Genomic DNA, 23,463 nt, shown 5'->3' with positions numbered 1-23,463 from the left:
CTATCGGCCTTAACACGCTGGATTTATTATCTTTAATCGCCTTGGTAATCAAAGCGCGAATGAGAACGATTTTCTTTGATAACTGATTGAAACTTAATGTTTATTTGTAATTGAGTGAAAATTGCTCTAGGCTTAAATATTGATTTAGATCAAATCTTACTAAGGAGATCAAATGAAGGGTCATCCGAACGTCATTCGTCAGTTAAACAAGATACTGACCTTCGAATTGACGGCCATCAACCAATACTTCTTGCACGCACGCATGTACAAAAATTGGGGTCTGGAAGAGCTCAATGAGAAGTGCTACAAGAAGTCGATCAAAGATATGAAGCATGCCGACAAGCTGATCGAGCGGGTGCTGTTTCTCGAAGGCCTGCCTAATCTGCAACAGCTCGAGAAGCTGCGCATAGGTGAGAACCCGGAAGAGATGTTGCAGTGCGACAAGACCATGCTCGAAGAGCAGCTGGTCGAGCTGCGCAGCGTGATCGCCCTGTGTGAGACGGAGCGAGACTATGTGAGCCGCGAGATCCTCGAAGACCTGCTCGAAGATGAGGAGGAGTATCTGGACTGGATCGAGGCGCAGCAAGATCTGATTAAGATGACGGGCATTCAAAATTACCTGCAGTCGCAGATGGAATCTGAATAGGGAGAGAAACATGAAAGGCAATCAGGAAGTGATCGACACCCTCAACAAGCTGCTCACCGGTGAGTTGTCGGCGATGGATCAATACTTTGTCCACGGCTTGATGTACGAAGACTGGGGGCTTAACGAGCTGCACGAGCGGATCTCCCACGAGTCTGACGACGAGCGCGAACACGCCAAGAAGCTGGTGCAGCGGATTCTGTTCCTCGAGGGCACGCCAGATGTGGCCAGCCGCGAGGCGCTGAATATAGGTAAAGATCCCCAGGAGATGCTGCAGAATGATCTCAACTATGAGTATCAGGTGGCGGCCAACCTACGTGAAGCCATCGCCCTGTGCGAGGAAAAGCAGGATTACGTCTCCCGTGAACTGTTAGAGGTCTTGCTGGAAGAGACAGAGTCTGATCATATGTACTGGCTAGAGAAGCAGCTGGGCCTCATCGACAAGATAGGTCTGCAGAACTACCTCCAGTCTAAAATGTAATAGACTGAGCCGATATAATGCATTAGCCATTCGGCGCCACGAAACAGAGATAAAGCCACCTTAGGGTGGCTTTTTGCTGCCTGTCATCTGACGCATAGCTGTCGTTCATCGCGAAGTGATTGAATACTGTTTAAATGTACAGTATTCTTGGCGGTGGAGGTATTAAGGTGAAAAAGATTATTCATGTAGACATGGACTGCTTCTTCGCGGCGGTCGAGATGCGTGATTTTCCCGAGCTTAGGGGCAAGCCCATTGCCGTCGGCGGACGCAGCGATCGCCGCGGTGTCATCAGCACCTGTAACTACGAGGCGCGCAAGTTTGGCGTGCGCTCGGCCATGGCCTCCGCCTATGCCCTCAAGCTCTGCCCGGATCTCATCCTGGTGCCCGGACGCATGTCTGTCTACAAGGAGGTGTCGGCGCAGATCCGTGAGGTGTTTGCCCGCTACACTGAGCTGATCGAGCCGCTCTCCCTGGATGAAGCCTATCTGGATGTCAGTGACTGCACCCAACACCAGGGCTCGGCCACGCTGATCGCCGAGGCGATTCGCCGGGAGATCTTCGAGGTGACCGGGCTCACCGCCTCTGCCGGTATCGCGCCGGTGAAGTTTCTGGCCAAGATAGCTTCGGATCTCAATAAGCCCAACGGCCAGTATGTGATCACTCCGCAGATGATCCCCGAGTTTGTGAAGACACTGGCGCTGATTAAGATCCCCGGTGTCGGTAAGGTGACCGCCGCCAAGTTGGAAACCATGGGGCTGATTACCTGCGCCGATGTGCAGGCCTGTAGCCGTCAGAGCCTGATGGAGCGCTTCGGTAAGTTTGGCGGCGTGCTCTATGACAGGGCGCAGGGGATAGACCCCCGCGGCATCTCGCCCCACAGGGAACGTAAGTCTGTCGGTGTCGAGACCACCCTGGCCAAAGATATCTACACTTATGAGCAGTGTCAGGCGGTGATGCCTCAGCTGATCCAGGAGCTGTCGGGGCGCATCAGTCGCAGCGCCAAGTCGCGTCGTATTCACAAGCAGGTGGTTAAGCTCAAGTTCGATGACTTCAAACAGACCACCATAGAGCAGCGCAGCGACGAGGTCTCGGTGAAGCTGTTTTACGACCTGCTTAAACAGGCGCTGGAGCGCCGCGCGGGCCGAGGCATTCGTCTGCTGGGGGTGTCGGTTGGGCTTGAGAGCGAGGCTGTGGGGGCCGGGCTCGATGAGGAGGTGCATGGGGCGCAGATGGATCTCGGGTTTTAGTGCACCTTGAAATGAAGGTTAGACATTTCTTTTTTCGAAGTAGCCGCTGGCTGCGTTGTAACTATTTGGCGAATTTTAAGGGTTAACCTTAATGCTTACCTATCACCTGCGGTGGGCTTATGTGCAGATACGTCTGTGAGACGCCGTGAATAAGTCCCTTTAGGCTCTGCCGAAACATCCCTGTTTCGGAAGCTCACCGACGTATCTACACCGGGTTATCCTATCTCTTCGATTTGACCTTTTTTATGGCGCAAATTGGCTTTAATTCTCTGTAACAGCTCCGATGAGCTTGGTGGTTTGGGCCATCTATGGGGCTGTTTTCCTCTCTCATTCATTGCGTTTGCCCAGGTGTAATAGAGCCAGCATTGCTTAAAAAACGAGCCCCTACAAGGGGTAGGGGTTTTTAGGGGAGCTATGGGGGCAGATGAATGATTCATCATCACCATCATGAATGTTACACAATCATTATAATAAATTTAAAAATTGGTAACGCGCTCCATATACTCGATTCTTACAGTCTTTGCTTATGTTTGTGGCCTGATGTACCGCGGGGGGAATAGGTGCTATGGCAATAAATATTGCAGTTAGTGCAGGACTCGGTAAGGAGGTGCGGCTGATTTCCACATCGCCAACATCCTAATAAATATAAAACGTAATAAAGGAAGGATAGGATGATGGAAAAATACATTAAACCCAATCACTTATTACGCTCCCGAGCAGCAGTAAGTCGGAGCAACATGAAGCTAAGTTGTTTGGCCATGGCGGTTTTTGGGGCTATTTCAGGTCAAGTTTTTGCAGAGGAAGCGCAGGCGCCAGAAGAAGCGAAAGAGCAGAAGGCGAGCGCGTTCGAAGTCATCGAGGTGACGGCGCAAAAACGTGTGCAACGTATGCAAGATGTCGGCATCGCGATCTCCGCGTTTAAAGCCGATGAGCTGGAAGATCTCGGTGCCTATCAGGCGTCGGCTCTGGCGGAATTTATCCCTAACATGGAGGTCGCCGTCTCAGACGATAGCGGCATCCCTATCTTCGTGATCCGTGGTGTGGGTCTACAGGACTACAACACCAACAACACGCCTAATACGGCCGTGGTCGTCGACGACGTTTATCAGCCCTATGGCATCTATAGCGCCTTTGCCATGTTCGATACCGATAGGGTAGAGGTGCTCAAGGGGCCTCAGGGCGGTCTGTACGGACGCAACTCTACCGGCGGCGCCATCTCTTTCTCCTCCAAGCGACCAGAGCTGGAGACCACTGAAGCCAATGTGGCGGTGGATTACGGTAACTATAATTCGCTCAACATCCGCGCCGGTGCCAGCCTGCCGCTGGGCGAGGTTGCCGCTGTGCGCCTCGCCGTGCAGTCAGAGACCAGCGACGGCTACTACTACAACACCTATCTGAATCGCGATCAGGGTGGCAAAGATAAGCAGCAGGCACGCTTTACCCTGCACTATGAGCCAGCCGACTATTTTGCGGCAGATCTCAGATATACCTATGGCCGTGACACCTCAGAGGCATCGATCCCCGAGGTCACGGGCTTGCTGGACAGCAACGCCTACTGGGAGGGACCGCTGGCGGGCTTCCCTGGGCTGCCGTCGATGAATATTCCCTACAACCAGGATGGTACACCGGCCTATTGTGACGCAGTGCTGCAAACCGGTATCCCGGATGCCAGCTGTATCAACATGAACCGCGCCAGCGCCGATGGCGACCCATACAGCGGCGCCGATGCCAGGGTGCATCCTAACGATGATACCTACCATTCAGTGTCGCTAAACATGAACTGGGATTTTTCCGACTACTCGCTGATCTCTATCACCAACTACACCCAGATGCAGTTTAAGCATCGTAACGGTGTCGGTTCGGTGGGTCTTGGCCCTGGTCAGGATCAAGAGGCCTGGGAGCAAGCCAGTCGCGATTATGGTCGCCTCAATGGTGGTGACCTCAACGAGATGTATGTCACCCAGTATGACTCAGACACCAGCTCATGGAGCCAGGAGCTGCGCTTGCTGTCCAACTATGGTGGCGACTTCAACTGGATGGTGGGTCTGGTGTATGCAGAAGATAACCTGGACGACCTGAGAAACTGCTCCTTTGCCGCCAACGTCTACGCCGACTGGAAGCAGTTCCCGGGCTGCGGCACCATGGCCTATACCCAGGATACCGAGGTGATTTCAGGCTATGCCCAGCTCACTTATGCCATCAGCGACACCCTGTCGACTACGGTGGACCTGCGTTACACCCAGGAGAAGAAGGACTATGTCGGCGACGTGTTTGTCAACGACGGTACCTGGATCTGTACGGCTAATGGCCTTAACACCACAGATCCAGACAGTCCGACCTACTGCGCCAACTTCATTGGTTGGGACCCTGTTACCGGCCGCTACGATCTGGCGCGAGGCAACAAATCTCACTATGACGAGAGCGACCCGTCGTGGAAGGTTAACCTCGACTGGAAGGTCACCCCGGATACCCTCTTGTATGCCAGTGTGGGCAGCAGCTTTAAGTCCGGCGGCTTCTTCGGTGGCTTCCTGACCAACCCTAATGCTATCCGTCCCTACAAGCCGGAGCGCAACAACGGGGTGGAACTGGGCTTCAAGTCGACCCTAGAAGATTATCGCGTGCAGATCAACGGCGCGGCCTTCTATTACGACTACCGCGACTTCCAGTCGGCTATCCAGGAGGTTGACCAGTCAACCGGCGGCGTCTTCAACGGCCTGCGTAACCTGGGTGACGTCATCATGCAGGGCGCCGAATTGGATCTGCGCTGGATGGCGACTGAGGACTTCGAGATCCGCGCCGCTATCGGCCTGCTCGACACCGAAGTCGACAAGGTCACCAAGTTCGAGTCTGCCGATGTCGGTATCACCAACATCTTCGGTGAAGTGATCGATATTCAGGGTAACGAACTCAACAACGCGCCTAAGTTCAGCGGCAACCTGATCGCCCGTTATCACTATCAGCTCAGCGCCGAGCTGGAAGGCTTCATTCAGTTGGATGCCTCCTTCAAGGATGATTACTGGCTGTCTGTGTCTAACGAACCCATCTATCGCGAGAAGGGTTACACCCTGGTCAATATGCGAGCGGAGATCTTCAGCCCAGCCGATAACTGGAGTGTGGCTGTCTGGGGACGCAACCTGACCGACAAGACCTATCGCAACAGCTTCTATCTGGATGGTTTGGACAGTGGCTATAGCGAATATAACGCGCCGCGCACCTTTGGTGTGAGCCTGTCTTACAACTACTAGAGCACAGCTTTTCCCCGGCTTCCCTGACTTAAAGACTGCACACTGTCGTCAGGGAGCCGCTTTTTATTCCTTCCCTGGCGATGTGTCTGCATCGCCAGGCCTCGAAGGCGGGGCGCTAAGGGATAACTCTGCGGTAAGGGATAACCCTGGAGGGAAGGGCTTAAGTTGGTGTAAGCGCAATAAGATCAATAACAGATAGGAAATGAGACATGGAACAAGTTAGGGGAAAATCACAGCGCGCCGCTTGCTGGCTGGCCGCCGGCCTGTTGACGATTTCGGCTGGTGTAACTCCCGTGGTAATCGCCGCGCCAATCGCCGCGGCCGAGTCTGCCACAAACCAGCCTGGGCAGAGCGAACAGGCTCGTAGCGAACAGGCTATTAGTGAAAATAGTAAGGTGTCCAGCTTTGGCCGCTACCAAGGCTACTCTCAGGAGCGTTTCGATGGCTGGGTGACCAGCTCTGAGTACATCACCACGCGCGACGGCACCAAACTGGCGGCGGATATCTCACGCCCGGCCAAGCATGGTGTGGTGACGAAAGAAAAGTTACCCGTACTCTGGACCTATTCTCGCTACCACAGGGAGTTTGAGCCAGGGGTAACCAACATAGATGACGATGCCATCTTGCAGCGTCTCGCCAGACACGGCTATGTGATCGCCAGCGTCAACGTGCGTGGCGGCGGGGCCTCTTTCGGCCGTTACCAGGGGCTGTTCAGCGCGCCCGAGACCCGCGATGCCTATGATGTCATCGACTGGCTGTCCAAGCAGCCGTACAGCAGCGGCAACATAGGTATGTATGGCCTCTCTTACATGGGGATCACCCAGTACATGGCCGCCAGCACCAAGCATCCGGCGCTTAAGGCCATCACCCCGGAAAACGGTTATTTTAGCCTCTATGACGCCGTTCGCCGTGGCGGCATAATGCGTCAGGACTTGGTGGAAAGCTGGGGCAAGGGCACCCAGTACCTGGATAAGGTACGCAAGCCAACGCCGGTGGATGCCGATACCGATGGCACTCTGGCGGCGGCCGCCGTGAAGGAGCATGCCACCAACTTCGACCCTATAGCGCCACTCGCGGCGGCGAAGCTGCGCGACGATACCGCGCCCGAGTTCGATTGGTACAAGGATATGCCCTCGGCGATAAACACAGCCCTCAACGAGTCTGGCGTGGCCATCTACCATTTCGGCTCCTGGCATGATCCCTACACTACAGACACCTTAGTGCATTTCGAAAACTATCACGGCCCGCAGAAGATGGCCTTTGGCCCCTGGTCCCACGTCACTAATAACGAGGCGGAAAAGCTGGAGCGTGACAAAGTATATGGCGCCGAGTTTCAGCGCTGGTTCGACTACTGGCTGAAGGGGATCAAGAACGGCGTGATGGATGGGCCGCAAATTCATGTGGCCGAGGTGGATAGCATGCGTAAGCAGTGGCAGTGGATCTCGCTGCCCCAGTTCCCCCTCCAGAAGGCCCGCACCAGCTTCTATTTTGGTGAATCCAGCGCCAAGAGCGACTTGGTGACAGATCATCTGCTGTCGACTCAGGCGCCTGTGCTGTCGACGCAGAAACCCGATGCCAGCGCGCTGCTGGCCTATCAGGTCAACGATCTGACTACTACGGGCACGGCGACTCGTTGGGACTCCAACTATGGCACCCAGGTCAACTATCCGGATATGACGGCTAATGACGGGCATTCGCTGACCTTTACGACGGCGCCCCTCGACAAGGATATGGTGATCGCCGGCATTCCGCTGGTCAAACTCTTAGTCTCGGCCAGTACGCCAGATGCGGATGTGTATGCCCTGCTGGAAGAGGTGGAGGCCGATGGTCGCTCCAACTACATCACAGAAGGCAATCTGAGATTATCCCTGCGCAAGCAGCACAAGGCGCCCTGGAATAATCTGGATATCCCCTGGCATCGCGCCTTAAAGGAGGATCAGCAACTGCTGACGCCGGGTGAGGTGGTCGAAGCCAACTTCGACATCATGCCCGTGGTGTATCGCATCAACAAAGGCAATCGTCTGCGTGTCGCCATCATGGGCGGTGACAAAGACAATATGGAGGCGCCGCCGTATCCCGAGGCGCAGCTCTCCCTAAGCGTAGGTGGTGCCCAGGCATCGCAAATCGCCTTGCCGCTGTTGTAGCCTGCTAGTCCTAATGGTTGATAAAACGGCGGAGATAGTGCTGCCGTTTTATCACATAACTTATTGAGTTTATTGGGTGTCGGTTTAGGTCGAGATACCCAATTTATATCGGCCGGGCAGATCTTGTCCCTGCGCCACAGCGCCCTCACTCGTGAGGGCGCTGTGCCAGAGTGCGGTTCACTAGGCCAATTTTCGCAGACGTTAATGGAGTTTCCCAATGACAGTACAACTACTCAATGCCCGCGACATGGATTTTCTGCTGTATGAATTCCTGGACACAGAAGGACTACTGCAGCGCCCCCGTTATTGCGAGCACAGCCGCGAGGTGTTTGACGCCACCCTGGAGACGGCGAAAACCATCGCCGAGAAATACTTTGCCAATCACAACCACAAGGGGGACGAGCAGGAGCCGACCTTCGACGGTGAAAGGGTGCAGATGATCCCGGAAACCAAGGAGGCCTGGGACCATTTTGCCGATGCTGGCTTTCTGGCTGCCCACTATGACTTCGAAGATGGCGGCATGCAGTTGCCAGAGATCATACTGCGCGCCGCGATGGCCTATTTCAGCGCCGCCAATACCGCCACCGCCGGCTATCCTTGCCTGAGTCTGGGAGCGGCTAACCTGATTCAGAGCTTTGGCAGCGACGAGCAGAAGGCTAAATTTATTCCCCCCATGCAGGAGGGCCGCTTCGCTGGCACCATGGCGATGACAGAGCCGGGCCAGGGCTCGGCGCTGGCCGACATCACCACCAAGGCGGTGCCACAGGCCGACGGCAGCTATCTGATCACGGGCCAGAAGATGTTTATCTCAGGCGGTGATCAGAGCATCACAGAGAACATTATCCACATGACCCTGGCGAAGATCGAGGGCGCCCCGGCCGGCGTCAAGGGGATCTCCCTGTTTATCGTGCCCAAGTTCCTGGTCAATGACGATGGCTCCCAGGGGGAGCGTAACGACGTGGCCCTGGCCGGTCTGCTGCACAAGATGGGCTTTCGTAACACCACCTCTACCGTCTTGTCATTTGGCGAGAAGGGCGGCGCCGTGGGTTACCTGGTCGGCGAGCCCCACAAGGGCCTGGCCTACATGTTCCAGATGATGAATGAGGCGCGCATCTTCGTCGGCAGCACGGCGGCGGTGCTGGGCTACCAGGGCTTTAATGCCTCCCTGGAATACGCCCGTGAGCGTCCTCAGGGACGTCTGCCATCGAACAAAGACCCTGAGTCCAAGCAGATCCCTATCGTGCAACACGCCGATGTGCGCCGCATGTTGCTGGCGCAGAAGGCCTATGTGGAAGGCTCGCTGGCGCTGTGTCTGTATGCCAGCTCGCTGTTTGAAGATAGCCACACGGCGGATACGCCAGAGGCCCGTCAGCAGGCCTTCATGCTGCTTGATCTGCTGACGCCCATAGTCAAATCCTGGCCCTCAAAGTACGCCCTCAAGGCCAACGATTTGGCCATACAGGTACTCGGTGGCTCGGGTTATATCCGCGAGTATCCGGTGGAGCAGTATTATCGCGACAACCGCCTCAATCCAATCCATGAGGGCACGGAGGCGATCCACGGCCTGGATATCCTGGGGCGCAAGGTGCCTATGGGGAACATGGCCGCCTATGAGCTGTTTGTGAAGGCGGTGGAAGCCACTGCCGCCGAGGCCGCTGCGAGGGAAACGACTTCCGAGATGGGCCAATCCCTGCTCGCCGCGCTTGGCAAGCTGAGCAGGCTCAATGCCGTACTGCTGCCCATGCTGGCCAAAGATCCGGATTTGGGCCTGGCCAACGCCACCCTGTATCTGGACGTGTTTGGCCGCATCACCGCCAGCTGGATCTGGCTACAGCAGGCCAATATCGCCGCGGCCAAGCTGGCCGAAGAGGGGGCTCTGTCTGTCGATGATGCCAACTTCTATCAGGGTAAGCTGCAGGCGGCGCGTTACTACCTGGAGTGGGAACTGCCGGAGATCGATCCGCAGATCGCCCTGCTGGAGAGCCATAACAGTGTGCCCTTCGATATGCAGGACGCCTGGTTCTAGTCCTAGGGGGCACGCTAGGGCTGTCTAAGGCATGGGTCTTAGATAGCCGATAGCAATATCAGTTTTAACGTCAGAACCAGTAGCAATGCCAGTCGAGAGGGATCTCAGGCTGGCATTTTTTTACCTTCTGCTCCTTATCTCTTGCTCTTTCTCTCCAGCTCGTTCTCTTCTGCTCTTTAACTCGAATCCCTGCTTCTCCTATCTGCGCCTCATCGAATCGCTGCATGCCTTTCTCAGCGTTCTCTGCTTGCTCAGCCTCTTCTCTGCGCGCTTTCTGTGTCGTTGAGACGCTGTATTGCCCGGTTGCACTCGATCGGCTTAGGGGCAGCCTCAGGGCGCCTAGCGCTGCTTGTCGCTGCTTAGTGAGCCGGTTAGGAGACGATTGGGAAGGGCTGTGACAGGACCGTCATAGAGGAGGTTAGCCGCTATAAAACAGGGATAAAAAAAGCCAGCCTGTGCGTCGCACAGACTGGCTTTGGGCTTATCTGATACCGGTAAAATGAGTTGTTTGACAGCCTTGGGCTTTACCAGGTATCGATACAGTTACGTTTCTTGCCGCTGCGCTTCTCGGGTTTTGGCAGGCAGGCCAGACCGCGAACGATCCAGTCGCGGGACTCCATGGGGTCGATCACCGCATCCAGCTCCAGATAGCTGGCGGTATTGATGGCGCTGCCGTGGCTGTAGAGCTTATCGACCATGGCCTTAAAGGTGGCCTCGCGCTCATCTGGATCGGCTATCGCCTCCAGCTGTCGCTTGGCCGCGATACGCACAGCACCCTCTATGCCCATGGCACCAAACTCGCCACTTGGCCAGGAGGCGGTAAACACAGGTGCGGTGAAGCCGCCACCCGTCATCCCCATGACACCCAGGCCGTAGCCCTTACGCAGCACCAGGGCGAACAGAGGTACAGTGCTGTTGGCGCCGTGGACGAAGAGGCGGGAGATATGGCGGACAGTGGCGCGTTTTTCCGACTCAGGGCCCACCATGAAGCCCGGGGTGTCGCACAGGGAGATCATAGGAATATCATGGGCGTCACACAGCTGAATAAAGCGGGCCAGTTTGTCGCCGGCATCGGCATCTATGGCGCCGCCGAGGAAGCGTGGGTCGTTGGCGTACAGGCCGTAGGCCTTGCCCTCGATACGCACCATGGCGGTGATCATATTCTTGGCAAACTCGCGCCTTAGCTCCAATACCGAGTCCTTGTCACACAGGGTGTCGATCACTTCACGAATGTCATAGATGGCCATGCGGTTCTCGGGGATCAGATGGCGCAATCTGCGCTGATCCGCCACTTGCCATTCGCTCAGATCCCCTTGGAAGTAGGAGAGGTACTTCTTGGTGACCGCAACCGCCTCGGCCTCATCCTCAACCAGGATGTCGATCACCCCGTTAGGACTGAGTACCGACGGCGGCCCCACCTCTTCGGGTTTGAAGACGCCTAGGCCACCGCCTTCGATCATCGCCGGCCCCGCCATGCCAATGCTGGCCTGACGGGTGGCGATGGTGAGGTCACACACGCCGTAGAGGGCCGCGTTACCGGCAAAACAGTTACCGGCGGCGATACCCACGGTGGGCACCAAACCTGACAACTCGCCCAGGGAGGAGAAAGTGTGCAGGTTCAGGAAGGCCACACCAGGGTAGTCGGTATCCGAGGGGCGCCCACCGGCCCCCTCGGCGAATATCACCAGTGGCAGTTTCCACTTCTTACAGAGTTCCAGCAGGCGGTCGGTCTTCTTATGGTTGACCAGGCCCTGTGAGCCCGCCATGACAGTGTAGTCGTAGGACATCACGGCGCAGCGTGCGGCTTCCTCGCCGAAGCTATCGGCGTTGACCGTGCCTATGCCGGTGATCTTGCCGTCGGCCGGGCTGATCTCCACCAACTTGTCGATGGCATGCTTCTGCCGCTGGGCGGCGATGGCCAGCTGGCCGTATTCGTTAAAGCTGCCTTCGTCGAGGAGATCGTTAAGGTTTTCCCGGGCGGTGCGCTTGCCCTCGCTATGACGCTTGGCCACCGCCTCGCTGCGGCTCTCATCCAGTGTCTTGTCGCGGCGGTCGAAGAACTCGGCTAAGTTGGCGCGAATATAATCGAGATCGATCTCCATCTCGGTCTGACCGCCGGTGACTGAGACCTCGCCCGGCTGAATCACCGCCAGGATCTGATGCTCGTCTATCACCTCGCCGATATTGCCGGTTAGCACCTCGGTGACGATACCTGCGTGTTCAGATTTTACCGGGATCTCCATCTTCATCGCCTCGATGACGGCGATCTCCTGGCCAGCGAACACCTCGTCGCCAGATTCGATGTTGACCTGCACCAGTACGCCTGCGGTGGGAGACTTGACCCCCTCACAGCCGGCGGGAATATTTACCGCCTGCACCGTCTCTTGCTGGTCGCTGGCGATGTTGAAGAAGTGCTCGTGGTGGTCGTCATCGGCCAACAGCTCGGCCATGTGCGCCTCGACGAAGCGGGTGCTGAGGCGGTTGTGCTGCACCTCTTCACGCTGCAGCAGGTTCATCAGTAGGGCCTTGTTGCTCTGCACCCCGTCGATATTCAGCGCCTTGAGGCTGAGGTAGACCTTGTTCAGCGCCGCGCTGAAGTCTTCGCCCTTGGCGATGATCTTGGCGCCCAATGAGTCGTAGCTGGGGCTGACCTTGTAACCTGCGTACAGGTAGTCATCCACGCGCACGTTATGGCCGTTAGGCACCTGGTAGGCCTTGATCACCCCAGAGGCAGGCTTGGTGCTGCCATCGGGCAGCATCTGCTCCAGATTGATGCGCGCCTGAATGGCGCAGCCGCGTTTGATCGGCGCTTCAGTCAGTGACAGCTCTGCCAGCGTCTTACCGGCTCCGAGCAATATCTGTAACTTGACCAGGTTCAGGCCGGTGATCTCTTCGGTGATGGTGTGCTCCACCTGGATCCGTGGGTTGATCTCCATGAAGTAGAACTTGCTGTGATCGTCTGCATCCAGCAGGAACTCGAAGGTGCCAAGGCCCTGGTATTTCACGTCGCTGGCCAGCTGCAATGCCGACTCGATGATTGGCATGCGCGTCGCGTCGTCAAGGCTCGGGCTGGGGGCGATCTCCAGCAGCTTCTGATTACGGCGCTGCAGGGTGCACTCGCGCTCCCAGGCATGCACCGCGGCGCCCGTGCCGTCGCCCAAGATCTGCACCTCGATATGACGGGCATGTTGCACCAGTTGCTCCACATACAGCTCGCCGCTGCCAAAGGCGATGATCGCCTCCTCGCGGCATTGACGATAGGCCTCGGCCAGATCCTCATAGCGGCTGACGGGACGCATGCCGCGCCCGCCACCGCCGGCCAGGGCCTTGATCATCACGGCGGCGCCATCACCCAGGCTGGTAAAGAAGGCTTGCACCTCTTCCAGGCTGCAGGGCTTGTTGATGCCGCCGGTGAGCGGCGTGTCTGAGCGCAGGGCGGTTTCCCGGGCGGTAGCCTTGTTGCCCAGCAAGTCAAGCAATTCGGCCGATGAGCCGATGAAGCAGATCCCTTCCTCGTGACAGCGCTTTGAGAAGCTGCTGTTTTCAGACAGAAAGCCATAGCCGGGGTGCACGGCATCACACCCATGGGCCTTGGCCACGGCAATCAGCTGCTCGATATCCAGGTACGCCTTGACGCCGCGGCCCTTGAGGGCCACCGCCTGATCAGCCTTCTTGGTATGTAGCGACTGACTGTCGTCTTCGGCGTAGATTGCCAGGCTGTCGATGCCCATATCGGCACAGGTCTGTGCGATACGGATAGCGATTTCACCCCGATTGGCAATCAGGATCCGATTAAAAACACGTGTCATAAACTTTTCTCCAGATCCACCTTACGGATCTTGCCGGTGGCGGTCATAGGTAATCTCTCCTGGATGCGGATCTCCGGCACCTTGAAGATGGCCATGGCATTCACACACCAGGCCTGCAGGGACTCTTGGGTTTCATCGAAGCCCGGCTTTAGGGTAACGAAGGCCACGGGCACCTGCCCCTTGCGCTCGTCGGGGCGACCGACGACGCCGCATGAGGCGATGGCCGGATGTTGGCCTAGCATGCTTTCCACCTCGGTGGGGAATACGCTCATGCCGTTGACCTTGAGCATCTCCTTGCGGCGGCCCAGATAACGGAAGAAGCCTTCCTCGGTGATCATTCCCAGGTCGCCGGTGCGGTACCAGCCACCCTCTTCAAACAGGTTTTTGTTCAGATCTGGCTTATTCCAGTAACCCTTGAGCAGGGTAGGGGTGCGGATCTGAATCTCGCCTTCCACGCCCAGGGGCATGAGCTCGCCGGTGACAAAGTCGCAGATCTTGATCTCTGTGCCGGGCACGGGCAGGCCAAGGAATGCCGGGTCGAAGGAGAGATCCATGTCGTCCACCTGGAAGCCGCGGGTGAAGGTGTCACAGGTGTGGGTCTCTGTCATGCCATAGGCCACCTCGAACAGTGTGGTGCCGGTCAGCTCGCGCCAACGTTGACGGTAGTCTCGGTTGAGTTTCTTGATGAAGGAGATGCAGGGCACTGTGGTCAGCGAGGTGAGGTCGAATTGGTGGAGATGAGGGTGGTTGAGGATCTCATCCACGCTGTCTATCAGCATGATGGTCATATTGACCTTGTGGTGGTGTACCAGCTCCATAAAGGCCTTGGTGTCCCAGCGGGCCATCAACACCAGAGTCGCGCCCGAATACAGGGGGAGCAGTAAGCCTGTGTCTTCGCCGGCAATCCAGAACTCTGGCAGGAAGCTGAGCATCACCAGATCTGTGCCTTCGGGGCCGACCTCGCCAAAGGTGACCGGATAGTAAGAGGCCATGGTGCCTATCATGTTGCGGTGGGTGTGCATCACGCCCTTGGGCATGCCAGTGGTGCCGCTGGTGTAGTTGATGGCCGCAAGATCGTCCAGCGCCGGGATATAGTCCAGCACTTCCTTAGACGCGTTATCTATCGCCTCGAAGAAATCGATAATGCCATCTGCCAAGGGGGTCTTGGGGATCTCAAACAGATCAGGCAGCACGGCGGTGATGGCGCGGGGCCTGACATCGGTATAGCTGGTGGTGATGATGTGCTCTATGCCCAGCTCCTGGCAGACGGGACGCATGGTGGGCAGCAGGGCGTCGTAGCATAGGGCGACCTTAGGTTGACTGTCACCCAGCTGGTGGCGTAGTTCCATCTCTTTCGACAGTGGGCTCACCGGCATGTGCACGGCGCCGCACTTTAAGATGCCGAGAAAGGCGATGTGAAACTGCGGGCAGTTGGGCATGAACACGGCAACACCGTCACCCTGGCCCACGCCAAGTCCTCTGAGGACGTTGGCAAAGCGGGTGCTCATCTCATCCAACTGGGCGTAGGTCAGCTCATAGCCGTAGAACTGGATGGCCACCTTGGTAGGGTTGAGTCTCGCCCAGGCAGAGAGATACTCGGTGACCGGCTTTTCGCCATGAGGATAGATGGGTTCCCGCGTTGTGCCTTTGGGCCATCTTGCCGCTTGGAGTGCTTTGACCTGTTGGAGATAGGTTTGCTCGTTCATGTTTCTGCCTCGCTATTGTTGTTATGGGCCGGTGCCGGTCATATCGTGCTAACCCGTGATTAGCCTATGGCACCACCTGGCGTATTCGATTCAAGTCAACCCAGTCCTTGCAGCCGGAGCCATTAACTGTCCTGCTTGAAATTTCTTATAGTCTTGTTGACGCTGCGACACCGTATCCCGCGGCCGTTTCGACCATGATTTTGGTCGGCAGCCATCTGTGGATTTCGGCATTAGGCATTACTTATACAGCAAATGTATAATTACAGTAACTATAAAAATATGTCAATTATGATGTTAATACTTACGACTTATTGTTAAATTAATTTACATTTAGGGTGGTGCGAACGTGACATCTCTGAGGGGGACCAGGCTTGGCGACGCGCTAACGAAAGTTCGTTTTATCAAGGAGGTAAGTTAGAATGCCGGGATATTTTTCGTGTGCTTTCAAAAAAAGCGTTTTTAAGAAAAGTGTTTTCGAGAAAAGCGTTTTTCACTTGAAGCGCGCTCAAGGTGAGGTTTTAGGTGGCGGACGATATGGCAGAAGGTAAGGCTGAGGGGAAGGTAGAGGGCATGGCAGAAGGTAAGGCTGAGGGGAAGGTTAAAGGTAAGGCTGAGGTTAAGGCTGAGGTTAAGGCTGAGGTTAAGGCTGGGGGTAAGAGAGCCGAGATGAGCCTCAGGGAGCGCAAGAAGCTGCAGATGCGTCAAACCCTACTGGCTATCGCCGAGGAGCTCTTTTCGACTTTGCCCTTCGAGGAGGTGATGGTCGATGAGATCGCGGCGCGGGCCAACATTAGCCAGAAAACCTTTTTCAACTACTTTCCCACTAAGGCGCAGTTGCTGGAGGAGCTACTGCTGAGCTGGTTGCGCCAGGTTAACCTCTGGCCGTCACCCACGGAGAATGTGACCGATGTGCGTTCGGCGCTGGTGCCGCCAAACCTCAATGAGATTCAGCTGTGGGTGATCGCCCACAGGCATATTCTGCAGATGATCATGCGCCACACGGATCTCTTCGCCTCCGTCTATTACTCCTCCCAGGTGCCTGCAGGCAAGAATCTGTTATTCCCGCCCGAATATCGCCAGCCGAGGATGGACAGGGTCAAGCGGGCGCAGGAGCAGGGGGTCATACGCGGCGATATCGCCCCAGAGCTCGTCTGTGAGATGTATGACCTGCTGCGTATCGACATAGTGCAGCGTTGGCTCTGTATGCCTGAGGAGCAGGCCTGTGGCGAGCTGTATCAACGCACCTATGATGAGATGGTGGCCATCTTCTTCCGTGGCCTGCAGCCCGACAGCAACTAGTCTGAACCAGACAGGTTTGCACTTAGCTTGGTGATAGCTGATTCTTGTTTGGTGCAAAGCCAGCTTCGGCAAAATCCGATCACGACGAAAGCGCGCCCTAGGGCGCGCCTTGTTTATCAGCTGATATTTACTGGCCGTGAGTTAGCTACACGGCCGGTCGCCAATCGCTAGTTAAGCCTGGTATTGGGCGAAGGTCTTGCCTTCTTTCACTAGTCGCTCCAGCAGGGGCGCAGGCTTAAACCACAGCTCTCCCTTGTCCAGGGTGTCGCGATACTTGTTCAGCGCCGTTAGCACCCTCTCCAGGCCTATCTCGTCGGCATACTGCATGGGGCCGCCACGGAAGATGGGGAAACCGAAGCCGTAAGCCAGCACGATATCGATATCGCTGGCCCGCAGGGCGATGCCTTCCTCCAGGATCCGCGCCCCTTCGTTGATGATGGGGTAGATGGTGCGCTCGAGGATCTCCTGGTCGCTTATCTGCTCTGGCGAGCGGCGGGTCACGCCGAACTCCTTGGCGGCCTCGGCGGCCAGCTCAAGCACCTCTGGATCTTCCTGCTTGTCGCGCCCTTCATAAATATAGAGGCCGCGACCCGTCTTCTGACCATAGCGCTGCTTGGCATAGAGCTTGTGCAGTATGGCGAAGTGGCTGGGGTCCAGATCTGTGGTGAACGCCTTGCGATCTTCCCGGGTGAGGATGCCCACATCGATACCGGCCAGGTCGACCATGGAGGGCAGCCCCATCGGCATGCCGAACTCTGTGTGTACCTTGTCTATCTGCGCCGGGCTCGCCCCTTCGAGGATCAGCGACATGGACTCACGCAGGTAAGAGTCGGTCGCCCGGTTGCCGATAAAGCCCCAGCAGACACCAGAGACCACAGGGACTTTCTTGATCCGCTGTGCCAGCTGCACAGTAGTGAGCAGGGCATCCGGCGCCGTCTTGTTAGCGCGCACTATCTCCAGCAGCCTCATCACGTTCGCCGGGCTGAAGAAGTGCAGGCCGAGCACGTCCTGAGGGCGGGAGGTCTCCGCCGCTATCTCGTCCACGTCCAGGGTGGAGGTGTTGGTGGCCAGTATGGCGCCGGGCTTACAGGTGGCATCCAGGGTCTTAAATACCTGCTTCTTGATCTCCATCTTCTCGAACACGGCTTCGATCACCAGGTCGACATCGGCGATGTCGGCATAATCTGTGGTGCCGCTGAGCAGCGCCATGCGCTCATCGAGCTGGGCCTGACTCAGTTTGCCCTTCTTGAGGGTGTATTCGTAATTCTTGCGGATCACCCCAAGGCCACGTTCAAGGGCTTCGCCGTTGAGGTCCAGGATCTGGGTGGGGATCCCCACGTTGATGAAGTTCATGGCGATGCCGCCGCCCATGGTGCCTGAGCCTATCACCGCCACCTTGCGGATCTCGCGGGTCGCCGTGGTTTTAGGGTTTATGCCAGGGATCTTGGCAACGCCACGCTCGGCGAAGAACAGATGTTGCTGGGCGCGGGCCTGGGGCGTATCCAGGCACTCCATGAAGAGCTGATGCTCACGCTTGAGGCCCTCGGCCAGTGGCAGTTCACAGGCCGCTTCCACCGCCTGAATGCAGCGCTCGGGGGCGTAATAGCCGCGGCTGCGTCTGGCAATGGCGGCGCGAAATTCGTTAAAGATCTCACTGCTGATATTGCTGGTATCGACACTCATCTCGAAGCAGCTGCGCTTAGGCTTGTGCTGCGCGACCAGCTCTTGGGCAAAGTCGACTGCGGCCTGAATGAAGTTGCCGCCGTCTTGATACAAATTATCGATCACGCCAGCATCCAGCATAGCCGCCGCGCCGAGGGGACGACCACTGGTGATCATCTCAAGGGCCAGCTGAACGCCGCCGATGCGGGGTAGACGCTGGGTGCCGCCGGCGCCGGGCAGGATACCGAGATTAACTTCGGGCAGTCCCAGCTTGGCCGCAGGCAGGGCGATGCGATAGTCGCAGGCCAGCGTCAGCTCACAACCGCCGCCCAGCGCTAGGCCGTTCACGGCGGCAACAACCAGCTTAGGAGAGGCCTCGAGGGCATCGCATACCTGAGGCAGGTTGGGCTCGGCGAGGGCGTCGTCGGAAGAAAACTCGCTGATGTCGGCGCCGCCGCAAAACAGCTTGCCCGAGGAGGCGAGCACTATGGCGTCCACCGACTCATCGGCTTCGGCTCTCTTGAGATCGGCCAGCAGGTGGGTGCGCAGCGCCAGCCCCAGGCTGTTAACAGGAGGCTGGTTGAGTATGATGACGGCGGTGCGTCCATGAATTTGGTACAGGGTGGCGTTCGTCATAGGGATACCCTTGTTATTGTTGTGAATGAGGATCAGATGGCAGAGACGCCACCATCGATGGCAATGGCCTGGCCGGTCATAAAGCCGTTGTCCGGGTTGACCATGTGCAGCATGGCGCTGACCACCTCGTTTGGATCGGCCAGGCGGCGCATGGGCACGGCGCGGGTCAGCTGCTCGATTAGCGCGGGATCGACCCCCTCGGTCACCATAGGCGTTGGGGTGAAGAAGGGGCAGATGGCGTTGACCTGGATCCCCTGGGCGGCAAACTCCAGCGCCGCGGTGCGGGTAATGCCGACCACGGCATGCTTGGCGGCCACATAAGGGGTCAGCTTGGGGGCGCCGTTAATGCCGGCCATGGAGGCAACATTTAGAATCGCCCCACATTTATGTTTCTGCATCAGAGGGATCTGCGCCTTCATGCCGAAGAACACCCCCTTGGTATTGATGGCGAAGCTAAGGTCCATGTCGGCCTCTGTGGTCGCTAGCAGGCTCTTCATGGGGGCCGAGATACCGGCATTGTTGATGGCGATATCCAGACGGCCAAAGCTCTCTTCGGCCAGCTGAGCCAGGGCCAGCTGTTCGGCCTCTATGCTGACATCACAGCGCAGACCGACCGCGCATTCGCCCAACTCGCTGCACAGGGCGTCGAGCGCCGTGTCGTTAATATCGCCCAGCACCAGCTTGGCGCCCTGAGGGGCCAAACGCTGGGCCAAGAGCTTGCCAAAACCGCTGGCGGCGCCCGTGATGAGCACCACCTTACCTTCAAAATTCGACTGCATTGATTCTTCCTCTGTTAGAGCGTCAGGCCGCCATCCACCACCAGGGTCTCGCCTGTGGTGTAGCTGCTGGCATCGCTGACCAGATAGAGCACGGCGCCGGCCATCTCGCTGGGCACGGCGTGGCGGCCCATGGGGATCCTGGCGATCAGCTGCTGATAGATCTTGTCGTTATTGAACAGGGCGCCGGCAAACTGGGTCTTAGTGAAACCGGGCAGCAGGGCGTTGCAGCGGATCCCAAGCGGCGCGCACTCCTTGGCGAAGGCCTTAGTCATGCTGACCACGGCCGCCTTGCTGATGGAGTAGATCCCCTGCATCTCCCCGGGCTGAAGCGCATTGACCGAGGCGGTGTTGAGGATCACTCCGTGGCCCTGCTCGCGCATCATGCGACCCGCGGTGACCGACATAAAGAAGTAGCCCCTCAGGTTCACCTCCATGGTCTTGTTGAAGGCATTGAGATCCGTATCGAGAATATGGCCGAAGTAGGGGTTGGTGGCGGCGTTGTTGACCAGGATATCCAGCCTGCCGTGTTTGGCCTGGATCTGCTCGAAGGTGGCCTGGATGGCCTCGAGATCCCCCACATGACAGGCCATCGCCTCGGCGCTGCCGCCATTGTCGATGATCTGCTCGGCCACCGTCTGGCAACCTTCGGCCTTGCGGCTGGCGACAATCACATGGGCGCCATAGGCGGCCAACAGCTCGGCGATGGCGGCGCCTATGCCGCGGCTGGCGCCGGTTACCAGGGCGATACGCCCGCTTAGGTCAAACAGTGATTTATTGTCCATGGCGTTACTCCTTAATCTGATCGGCGATGGCTTCCTGCGCCATTTCCGCCAGCGGCCCCACATGTTGGCCCAGCTCGGCGGCGTTCTTGTTGGAGGCATTGCCATCTATGGCGCGCTTGGCGACGCCCTGGATGATGGCGGCCAGGCGGAAGAAGCTAAAGGCGATGTAGAAACCGAAGTTGTCTATCTTGTCTATGCCGGTGCGCTGGCAGTAGCTGTTCACATAGGCCTGCTCATCAGGGATCCCAAGCTCGGCCAGATCTTTGCCGCGAAGGCCAGACACTGTGCCTATGGCGGGCATGCGCATCTGCATGCAGAGATAGCCAAGATCGGCAAAGGGGTGGCCCAGGGTCGAGAGCTCCCAGTCCAGCAGGGCGACGGCTTTTGGCTCAGTTGGGTGGAACATCAGGTTGTCCAGTCGGTAGTCGCCGTGGACCAAGGACACCCGGCCATCATCCTCGGGAATGTTATTACCCAGCCAGGTCATCAAGGCTTCCATCGCCTCGATATGATCGGTCTGCGAGGCGCGGTATTGGCTGCTCCAGCGGTCGAACTGGCGCTGGAAGTAGTTGCCGGGCCGGCCGTAATCGCTAAGCCCCACCTTGTCGATATCGACGTTGTGCAGCGCCGCTAATACCCGGTTCATCTCGTCGTACAGCTGGCCACGCTCCTCGCGGCCCACCTCTGGCAGGGCGGCGTCCCAATAGATGCGGCCCTCGCAATATTCCATCAGGTAGAACATTGAGCCTATGATGCCGGTGTCTTCACACAGGTGATACACCTTGGCTACCGGCACATCTGTGTCGGCCAGTGCCTTGAGCACACGATACTCACGATCCACCGCGTGGGCGGATTTGAGCAGCTTGCCCGGCGGCTGGCGGCGCAGCACATAGGTGCCGGACGCCGTCGTCAGCTTGAAGGTGGGGTTAGACTGGCCGCCGGCAAACTTCTCGACCTGCATTGGCCCCTTAAAGCCGGCAACATGGGCCTCGAGATAGGGCTGCAGGGTATCGAGGTCCAGGTTTTCCACGGCGCGGCTCATGATACGGCTCCCACAGGTTTTGCTGGATGTTGGGCAGCCAGGTTTTGGGCGTGAACGTCGCGGGCCAGGTTGCGACCCAGCTGCATCATATGCACCTGATCCGGGCCGTCCGCCAGACGGATGGAGCGGGTTATCGTGTAGGCCTTGGCCAGGAAGAAGTCCTGGCTCAGACCACCGCCGCCGTGGAGCTGAATGGCGCGGTCGATGACGGCGCAGCCCATGTTGGGGGCGACAATCTTGATCATGGCGATCAGATCTTTCGCGGCCTTGTTGCCGCCCTGGTCCATTTTGGCTGCGGCCTTGAGGGTCAGCAGGCGTGCCTGCTCGACCTCGCAGGCCGACTTGGCGATGGCTTCACGCACAGATTGTTGCTTGCTCAGCGGCTTGCCGAAGGCGATGCGGGTCTCGGCCCGCTCACACATCTGCTCCAGCGCGCGCTGGGCCAGGCCCACGGTGCGCATGCAGTGGTGAATACGGCCGGGGCCGAGGCGCCCCTGGGCGATTTCGAAGCCGCGTCCTTCACCCAGCAGCATGTTGCTTACCGGCACGCGGACATTGTCGTAAATCACCTCTGCATGGCCCTCGGGGGCATCGTCATAGCCAAATACCTTCATGGGGCGTACGACCTTGACCCCTGGAGTGTTGGCCGGCACAAGTATCATAGACTGCTGAATGTATTTGTTGCTGTTATCGGGGTCTGTCTTGCCCATCACGATATGGATCTGGGTGTGATTGTTACAGGCGCCTGAGATATACCACTTGCGGCCGTTGATCACATACTCGTCGCCGTCGCGGACGATGGAGGTCTCGACGTTGGTGGCATCTGAGGAGGCGACATCGGGTTCAGTCATGGAGAAGGCCGAGCGGATCTCGCCATTTAGCAGGGGCTGCAACCAGCGTTCCTGTTGCTCTTTGTTCCCATAGCGGGCCAGTACCTCCATGTTGCCCGTGTCCGGCGCGCTGCAGTTAAAGACCTCCGAGGCCCAGTAGACCCGGCCCATGATCTCCGCCAGGGGCGCATATTCAAGGTTAGTCAGGCCTGGGCTGAACTCGCCGTAGACTTGGGGCAGGAAGAGGTTCCACAGGCCGGCGTCTTTGGCCTTGGCCTTCAGCTCGGCCAGGATAGCCGGTGACTCCCAGCGATCGCCTTCTTCGACCTGTTGTTCCCACAGGGATTCGTTGGGGTAGATGTGCTCATCCATGAAGGCCAGCAGACGTTCGCGCAGCGCTTGTACTTTGGGTGAGAATTCGAAGTTCATGGTAGATTCCTTTAGCTGTAACTGACCGAATCCCATCGATCTGGACGATCCAGATGGGGGGTGGCATTGATGCCGGTAACATAGGTGGCGCTGTCAGAGAAATAACAGTGGGTGATCCCCGAGTTCTTGCTCTGCAAATTCAGGTTCACCACCGTCTGGGCGCCAAAGCCCATGATTTGGCTCAGGGCGATGCTGATGGCGCCGCCTGAGGTGGCAACCAGAGTGTTGCCCTTGGGCTGGCGGCGGGCAAAATCCAGTCCGTCGGCCACCCGCTGCTGAAAGGCCTGCCAGCTTTCTAGCGGCACCTCGGCGGGCAGGGCGTTCTCCGACCAGGCCAACATGGCGAGCCTGAGGCAGGAATACACCTCGCGGTGATTGCGCCAATCTTTGATGGCGTGCTGCGGGTTTGCCTCGCCGAAGCCTTTCAGTAGGGTCATAAAGTCAAACTCATTGAAGCCAGGGTGGCATTCAAATTCGAGGCGGTGCCCAAGCCCTTGGCAGATCGCCTCGGCCGACTGGCGATGGCGCGCCATATCGCCGCAGATGATGCGCTCGAAGCGGATACTGCGCTCTTTGAGGTACTCACCCAACCAGAGGCACTGCTGGGTGCCCAGGTTTGAGAGTTGATCATAGTTGGCGCTGCCAAAGGAGGCCTGACCGTGCCGGATAAGATAGAGCGCTGCCATCAGTCTGGTGCCGCGTC

General features: G+C 57.7%; 15 protein-coding genes. 7 read left to right on the top strand and 8 right to left on the bottom strand.

Features of this window, described 5'->3' with window-relative positions:
• The first annotated feature begins 172 nt into the window (after positions 1-172).
• The 6 genes from bfr (SHEW_RS14830) (at position 173) to SHEW_RS14805 (ending at position 9,786) form a co-directional block, all read left to right on the top strand.
• Positions 173-646 (top strand): bacterioferritin, encoded by a 474-nt coding sequence (bfr, locus tag SHEW_RS14830; RefSeq protein WP_011866670.1) that lies wholly within the window; start codon positions 173-175, stop codon positions 644-646.
• A 10-nt stretch (positions 647-656) separates the two neighbouring features.
• Complete coding sequence (gene bfr / locus SHEW_RS14825; protein ID WP_011866669.1) at positions 657-1,124, top strand: bacterioferritin; 468 nt, start codon at positions 657-659, stop codon at positions 1,122-1,124.
• A gap of 167 nt (positions 1,125-1,291) precedes the next feature.
• Complete coding sequence (gene dinB / locus SHEW_RS14820; protein ID WP_011866668.1) at positions 1,292-2,371, top strand: DNA polymerase IV; 1,080 nt, start codon at positions 1,292-1,294, stop codon at positions 2,369-2,371.
• Between the two features lie 737 nt (positions 2,372-3,108).
• Positions 3,109-5,616 carry a TonB-dependent receptor gene (locus SHEW_RS14815; RefSeq protein ID WP_041406690.1) on the top strand — a complete coding sequence of 836 codons (2,508 nt, stop codon included), beginning with the start codon at positions 3,109-3,111 and terminating at the stop codon, positions 5,614-5,616.
• A gap of 209 nt (positions 5,617-5,825) precedes the next feature.
• Positions 5,826-7,760: a CocE/NonD family hydrolase gene (locus tag SHEW_RS14810; RefSeq protein WP_011866666.1), complete on the top strand. Its 1,935-nt coding sequence runs from the start codon at positions 5,826-5,828 to the stop codon at positions 7,758-7,760.
• A 217-nt stretch (positions 7,761-7,977) separates the two neighbouring features.
• A complete protein-coding gene (locus tag SHEW_RS14805) occupies positions 7,978-9,786 on the top strand; it encodes an acyl-CoA dehydrogenase (RefSeq protein ID WP_011866665.1) in 1,809 nt (602 codons plus the stop codon).
• 524 nt (positions 9,787-10,310) lie between these two features.
• Here the strand turns inward: SHEW_RS14805 and SHEW_RS14800 are convergent.
• Both SHEW_RS14800 and SHEW_RS14795 read right to left on the bottom strand, forming a co-directional pair.
• On the bottom strand, positions 10,311-13,595 hold the full coding sequence (locus tag SHEW_RS14800) for a carboxyl transferase domain-containing protein (RefSeq protein ID WP_011866664.1): 3,285 nt from the start codon (positions 13,593-13,595) through the stop codon (positions 10,311-10,313).
• Positions 13,592-15,301 (bottom strand): AMP-binding protein, encoded by a 1,710-nt coding sequence (locus tag SHEW_RS14795; RefSeq protein ID WP_011866663.1) that lies wholly within the window; start codon positions 15,299-15,301, stop codon positions 13,592-13,594. Before SHEW_RS14795 ends, SHEW_RS14800 begins: the two co-directional genes overlap by 4 nt.
• A gap of 534 nt (positions 15,302-15,835) precedes the next feature.
• On the opposite strand from SHEW_RS14795, the gene SHEW_RS20155 reads away from it, so the two are divergent.
• Entirely contained in the window at positions 15,836-16,600 is a 765-nt protein-coding gene (locus SHEW_RS20155) for a TetR family transcriptional regulator (protein WP_011866662.1), read from the top strand.
• 171 nt (positions 16,601-16,771) lie between these two features.
• Here the strand turns inward: SHEW_RS20155 and SHEW_RS14785 are convergent, their stop codons facing one another.
• Genes SHEW_RS14785 through SHEW_RS14760 form a run of 6 tightly spaced genes read right to left on the bottom strand, consistent with a single transcriptional unit; the run spans position 16,772 to position 23,446 of the window.
• Positions 16,772-18,898, bottom strand: a complete 2,127-nt coding sequence (locus tag SHEW_RS14785) for a 3-hydroxyacyl-CoA dehydrogenase NAD-binding domain-containing protein (protein ID WP_011866661.1) — start codon at positions 18,896-18,898, stop codon at positions 16,772-16,774.
• 32 nt (positions 18,899-18,930) lie between these two features.
• Positions 18,931-19,677: an SDR family NAD(P)-dependent oxidoreductase gene (locus tag SHEW_RS14780; protein ID WP_011866660.1), complete on the bottom strand. Its 747-nt coding sequence runs from the start codon at positions 19,675-19,677 to the stop codon at positions 18,931-18,933.
• A gap of 14 nt (positions 19,678-19,691) precedes the next feature.
• Positions 19,692-20,459, bottom strand: coding sequence for an SDR family oxidoreductase (locus SHEW_RS14775; protein ID WP_011866659.1), 768 nt, complete (start codon positions 20,457-20,459; stop codon positions 19,692-19,694).
• A gap of 4 nt (positions 20,460-20,463) precedes the next feature.
• Complete coding sequence (locus tag SHEW_RS14770) at positions 20,464-21,501, bottom strand: phosphotransferase family protein (RefSeq protein ID WP_011866658.1); 1,038 nt, start codon at positions 21,499-21,501, stop codon at positions 20,464-20,466.
• A complete protein-coding gene (locus tag SHEW_RS14765; RefSeq protein WP_049766536.1) occupies positions 21,498-22,760 on the bottom strand; it encodes an acyl-CoA dehydrogenase family protein in 1,263 nt (420 codons plus the stop codon). Before SHEW_RS14765 ends, SHEW_RS14770 begins: the two co-directional genes overlap by 4 nt.
• Positions 22,761-22,771: 11 nt before the next feature.
• A complete protein-coding gene (locus SHEW_RS14760) occupies positions 22,772-23,446 on the bottom strand; it encodes a histidine phosphatase family protein (RefSeq protein WP_011866656.1) in 675 nt (224 codons plus the stop codon).
• Positions 23,447-23,463 lie beyond the last annotated feature (17 nt).

Origin of the sequence: Shewanella loihica PV-4 (assembly GCF_000016065.1) — a bacterium.
In the GTDB taxonomy this organism is placed as follows: domain Bacteria; phylum Pseudomonadota; class Gammaproteobacteria; order Enterobacterales; family Shewanellaceae; genus Shewanella; species Shewanella loihica.
This window is presented reverse-complemented; position numbering and strand designations above follow the sequence as displayed.

Excerpts from the sequence above, each read along its gene's own strand:
- SHEW_RS14765 (WP_049766536.1), bottom strand. The coding sequence starts at position 22,760 with ATGAACTTCGAATTCTCACCCAAAGTACAAGCGCTGCGCGAACGTCTG.
- SHEW_RS14815 (WP_041406690.1), top strand. The coding sequence starts at position 3,109 with ATGAAGCTAAGTTGTTTGGCCATGGCGGTTTTTGGGGCTATTTCAGGT.
- SHEW_RS14785 (WP_011866661.1), bottom strand. The coding sequence starts at position 18,898 with ATGACGAACGCCACCCTGTACCAAATTCATGGACGCACCGCCGTCATC.
- SHEW_RS20155 (WP_011866662.1), top strand. The coding sequence starts at position 15,836 with ATGGCAGAAGGTAAGGCTGAGGGGAAGGTAGAGGGCATGGCAGAAGGT.
- SHEW_RS14760 (WP_011866656.1), bottom strand. The coding sequence starts at position 23,446 with ATGGCAGCGCTCTATCTTATCCGGCACGGTCAGGCCTCCTTTGGCAGC.
- SHEW_RS14800 (WP_011866664.1), bottom strand. The coding sequence starts at position 13,595 with ATGACACGTGTTTTTAATCGGATCCTGATTGCCAATCGGGGTGAAATC.
- SHEW_RS14795 (WP_011866663.1), bottom strand. The coding sequence starts at position 15,301 with ATGAACGAGCAAACCTATCTCCAACAGGTCAAAGCACTCCAAGCGGCA.
- bfr (WP_011866670.1), top strand. The coding sequence starts at position 173 with ATGAAGGGTCATCCGAACGTCATTCGTCAGTTAAACAAGATACTGACC.
- SHEW_RS14775 (WP_011866659.1), bottom strand. The coding sequence starts at position 20,459 with ATGGACAATAAATCACTGTTTGACCTAAGCGGGCGTATCGCCCTGGTA.
- SHEW_RS14780 (WP_011866660.1), bottom strand. The coding sequence starts at position 19,677 with ATGCAGTCGAATTTTGAAGGTAAGGTGGTGCTCATCACGGGCGCCGCC.
- bfr (WP_011866669.1), top strand. The coding sequence starts at position 657 with ATGAAAGGCAATCAGGAAGTGATCGACACCCTCAACAAGCTGCTCACC.
- SHEW_RS14810 (WP_011866666.1), top strand. The coding sequence starts at position 5,826 with ATGGAACAAGTTAGGGGAAAATCACAGCGCGCCGCTTGCTGGCTGGCC.
- SHEW_RS14805 (WP_011866665.1), top strand. The coding sequence starts at position 7,978 with ATGACAGTACAACTACTCAATGCCCGCGACATGGATTTTCTGCTGTAT.
- SHEW_RS14770 (WP_011866658.1), bottom strand. The coding sequence starts at position 21,501 with ATGAGCCGCGCCGTGGAAAACCTGGACCTCGATACCCTGCAGCCCTAT.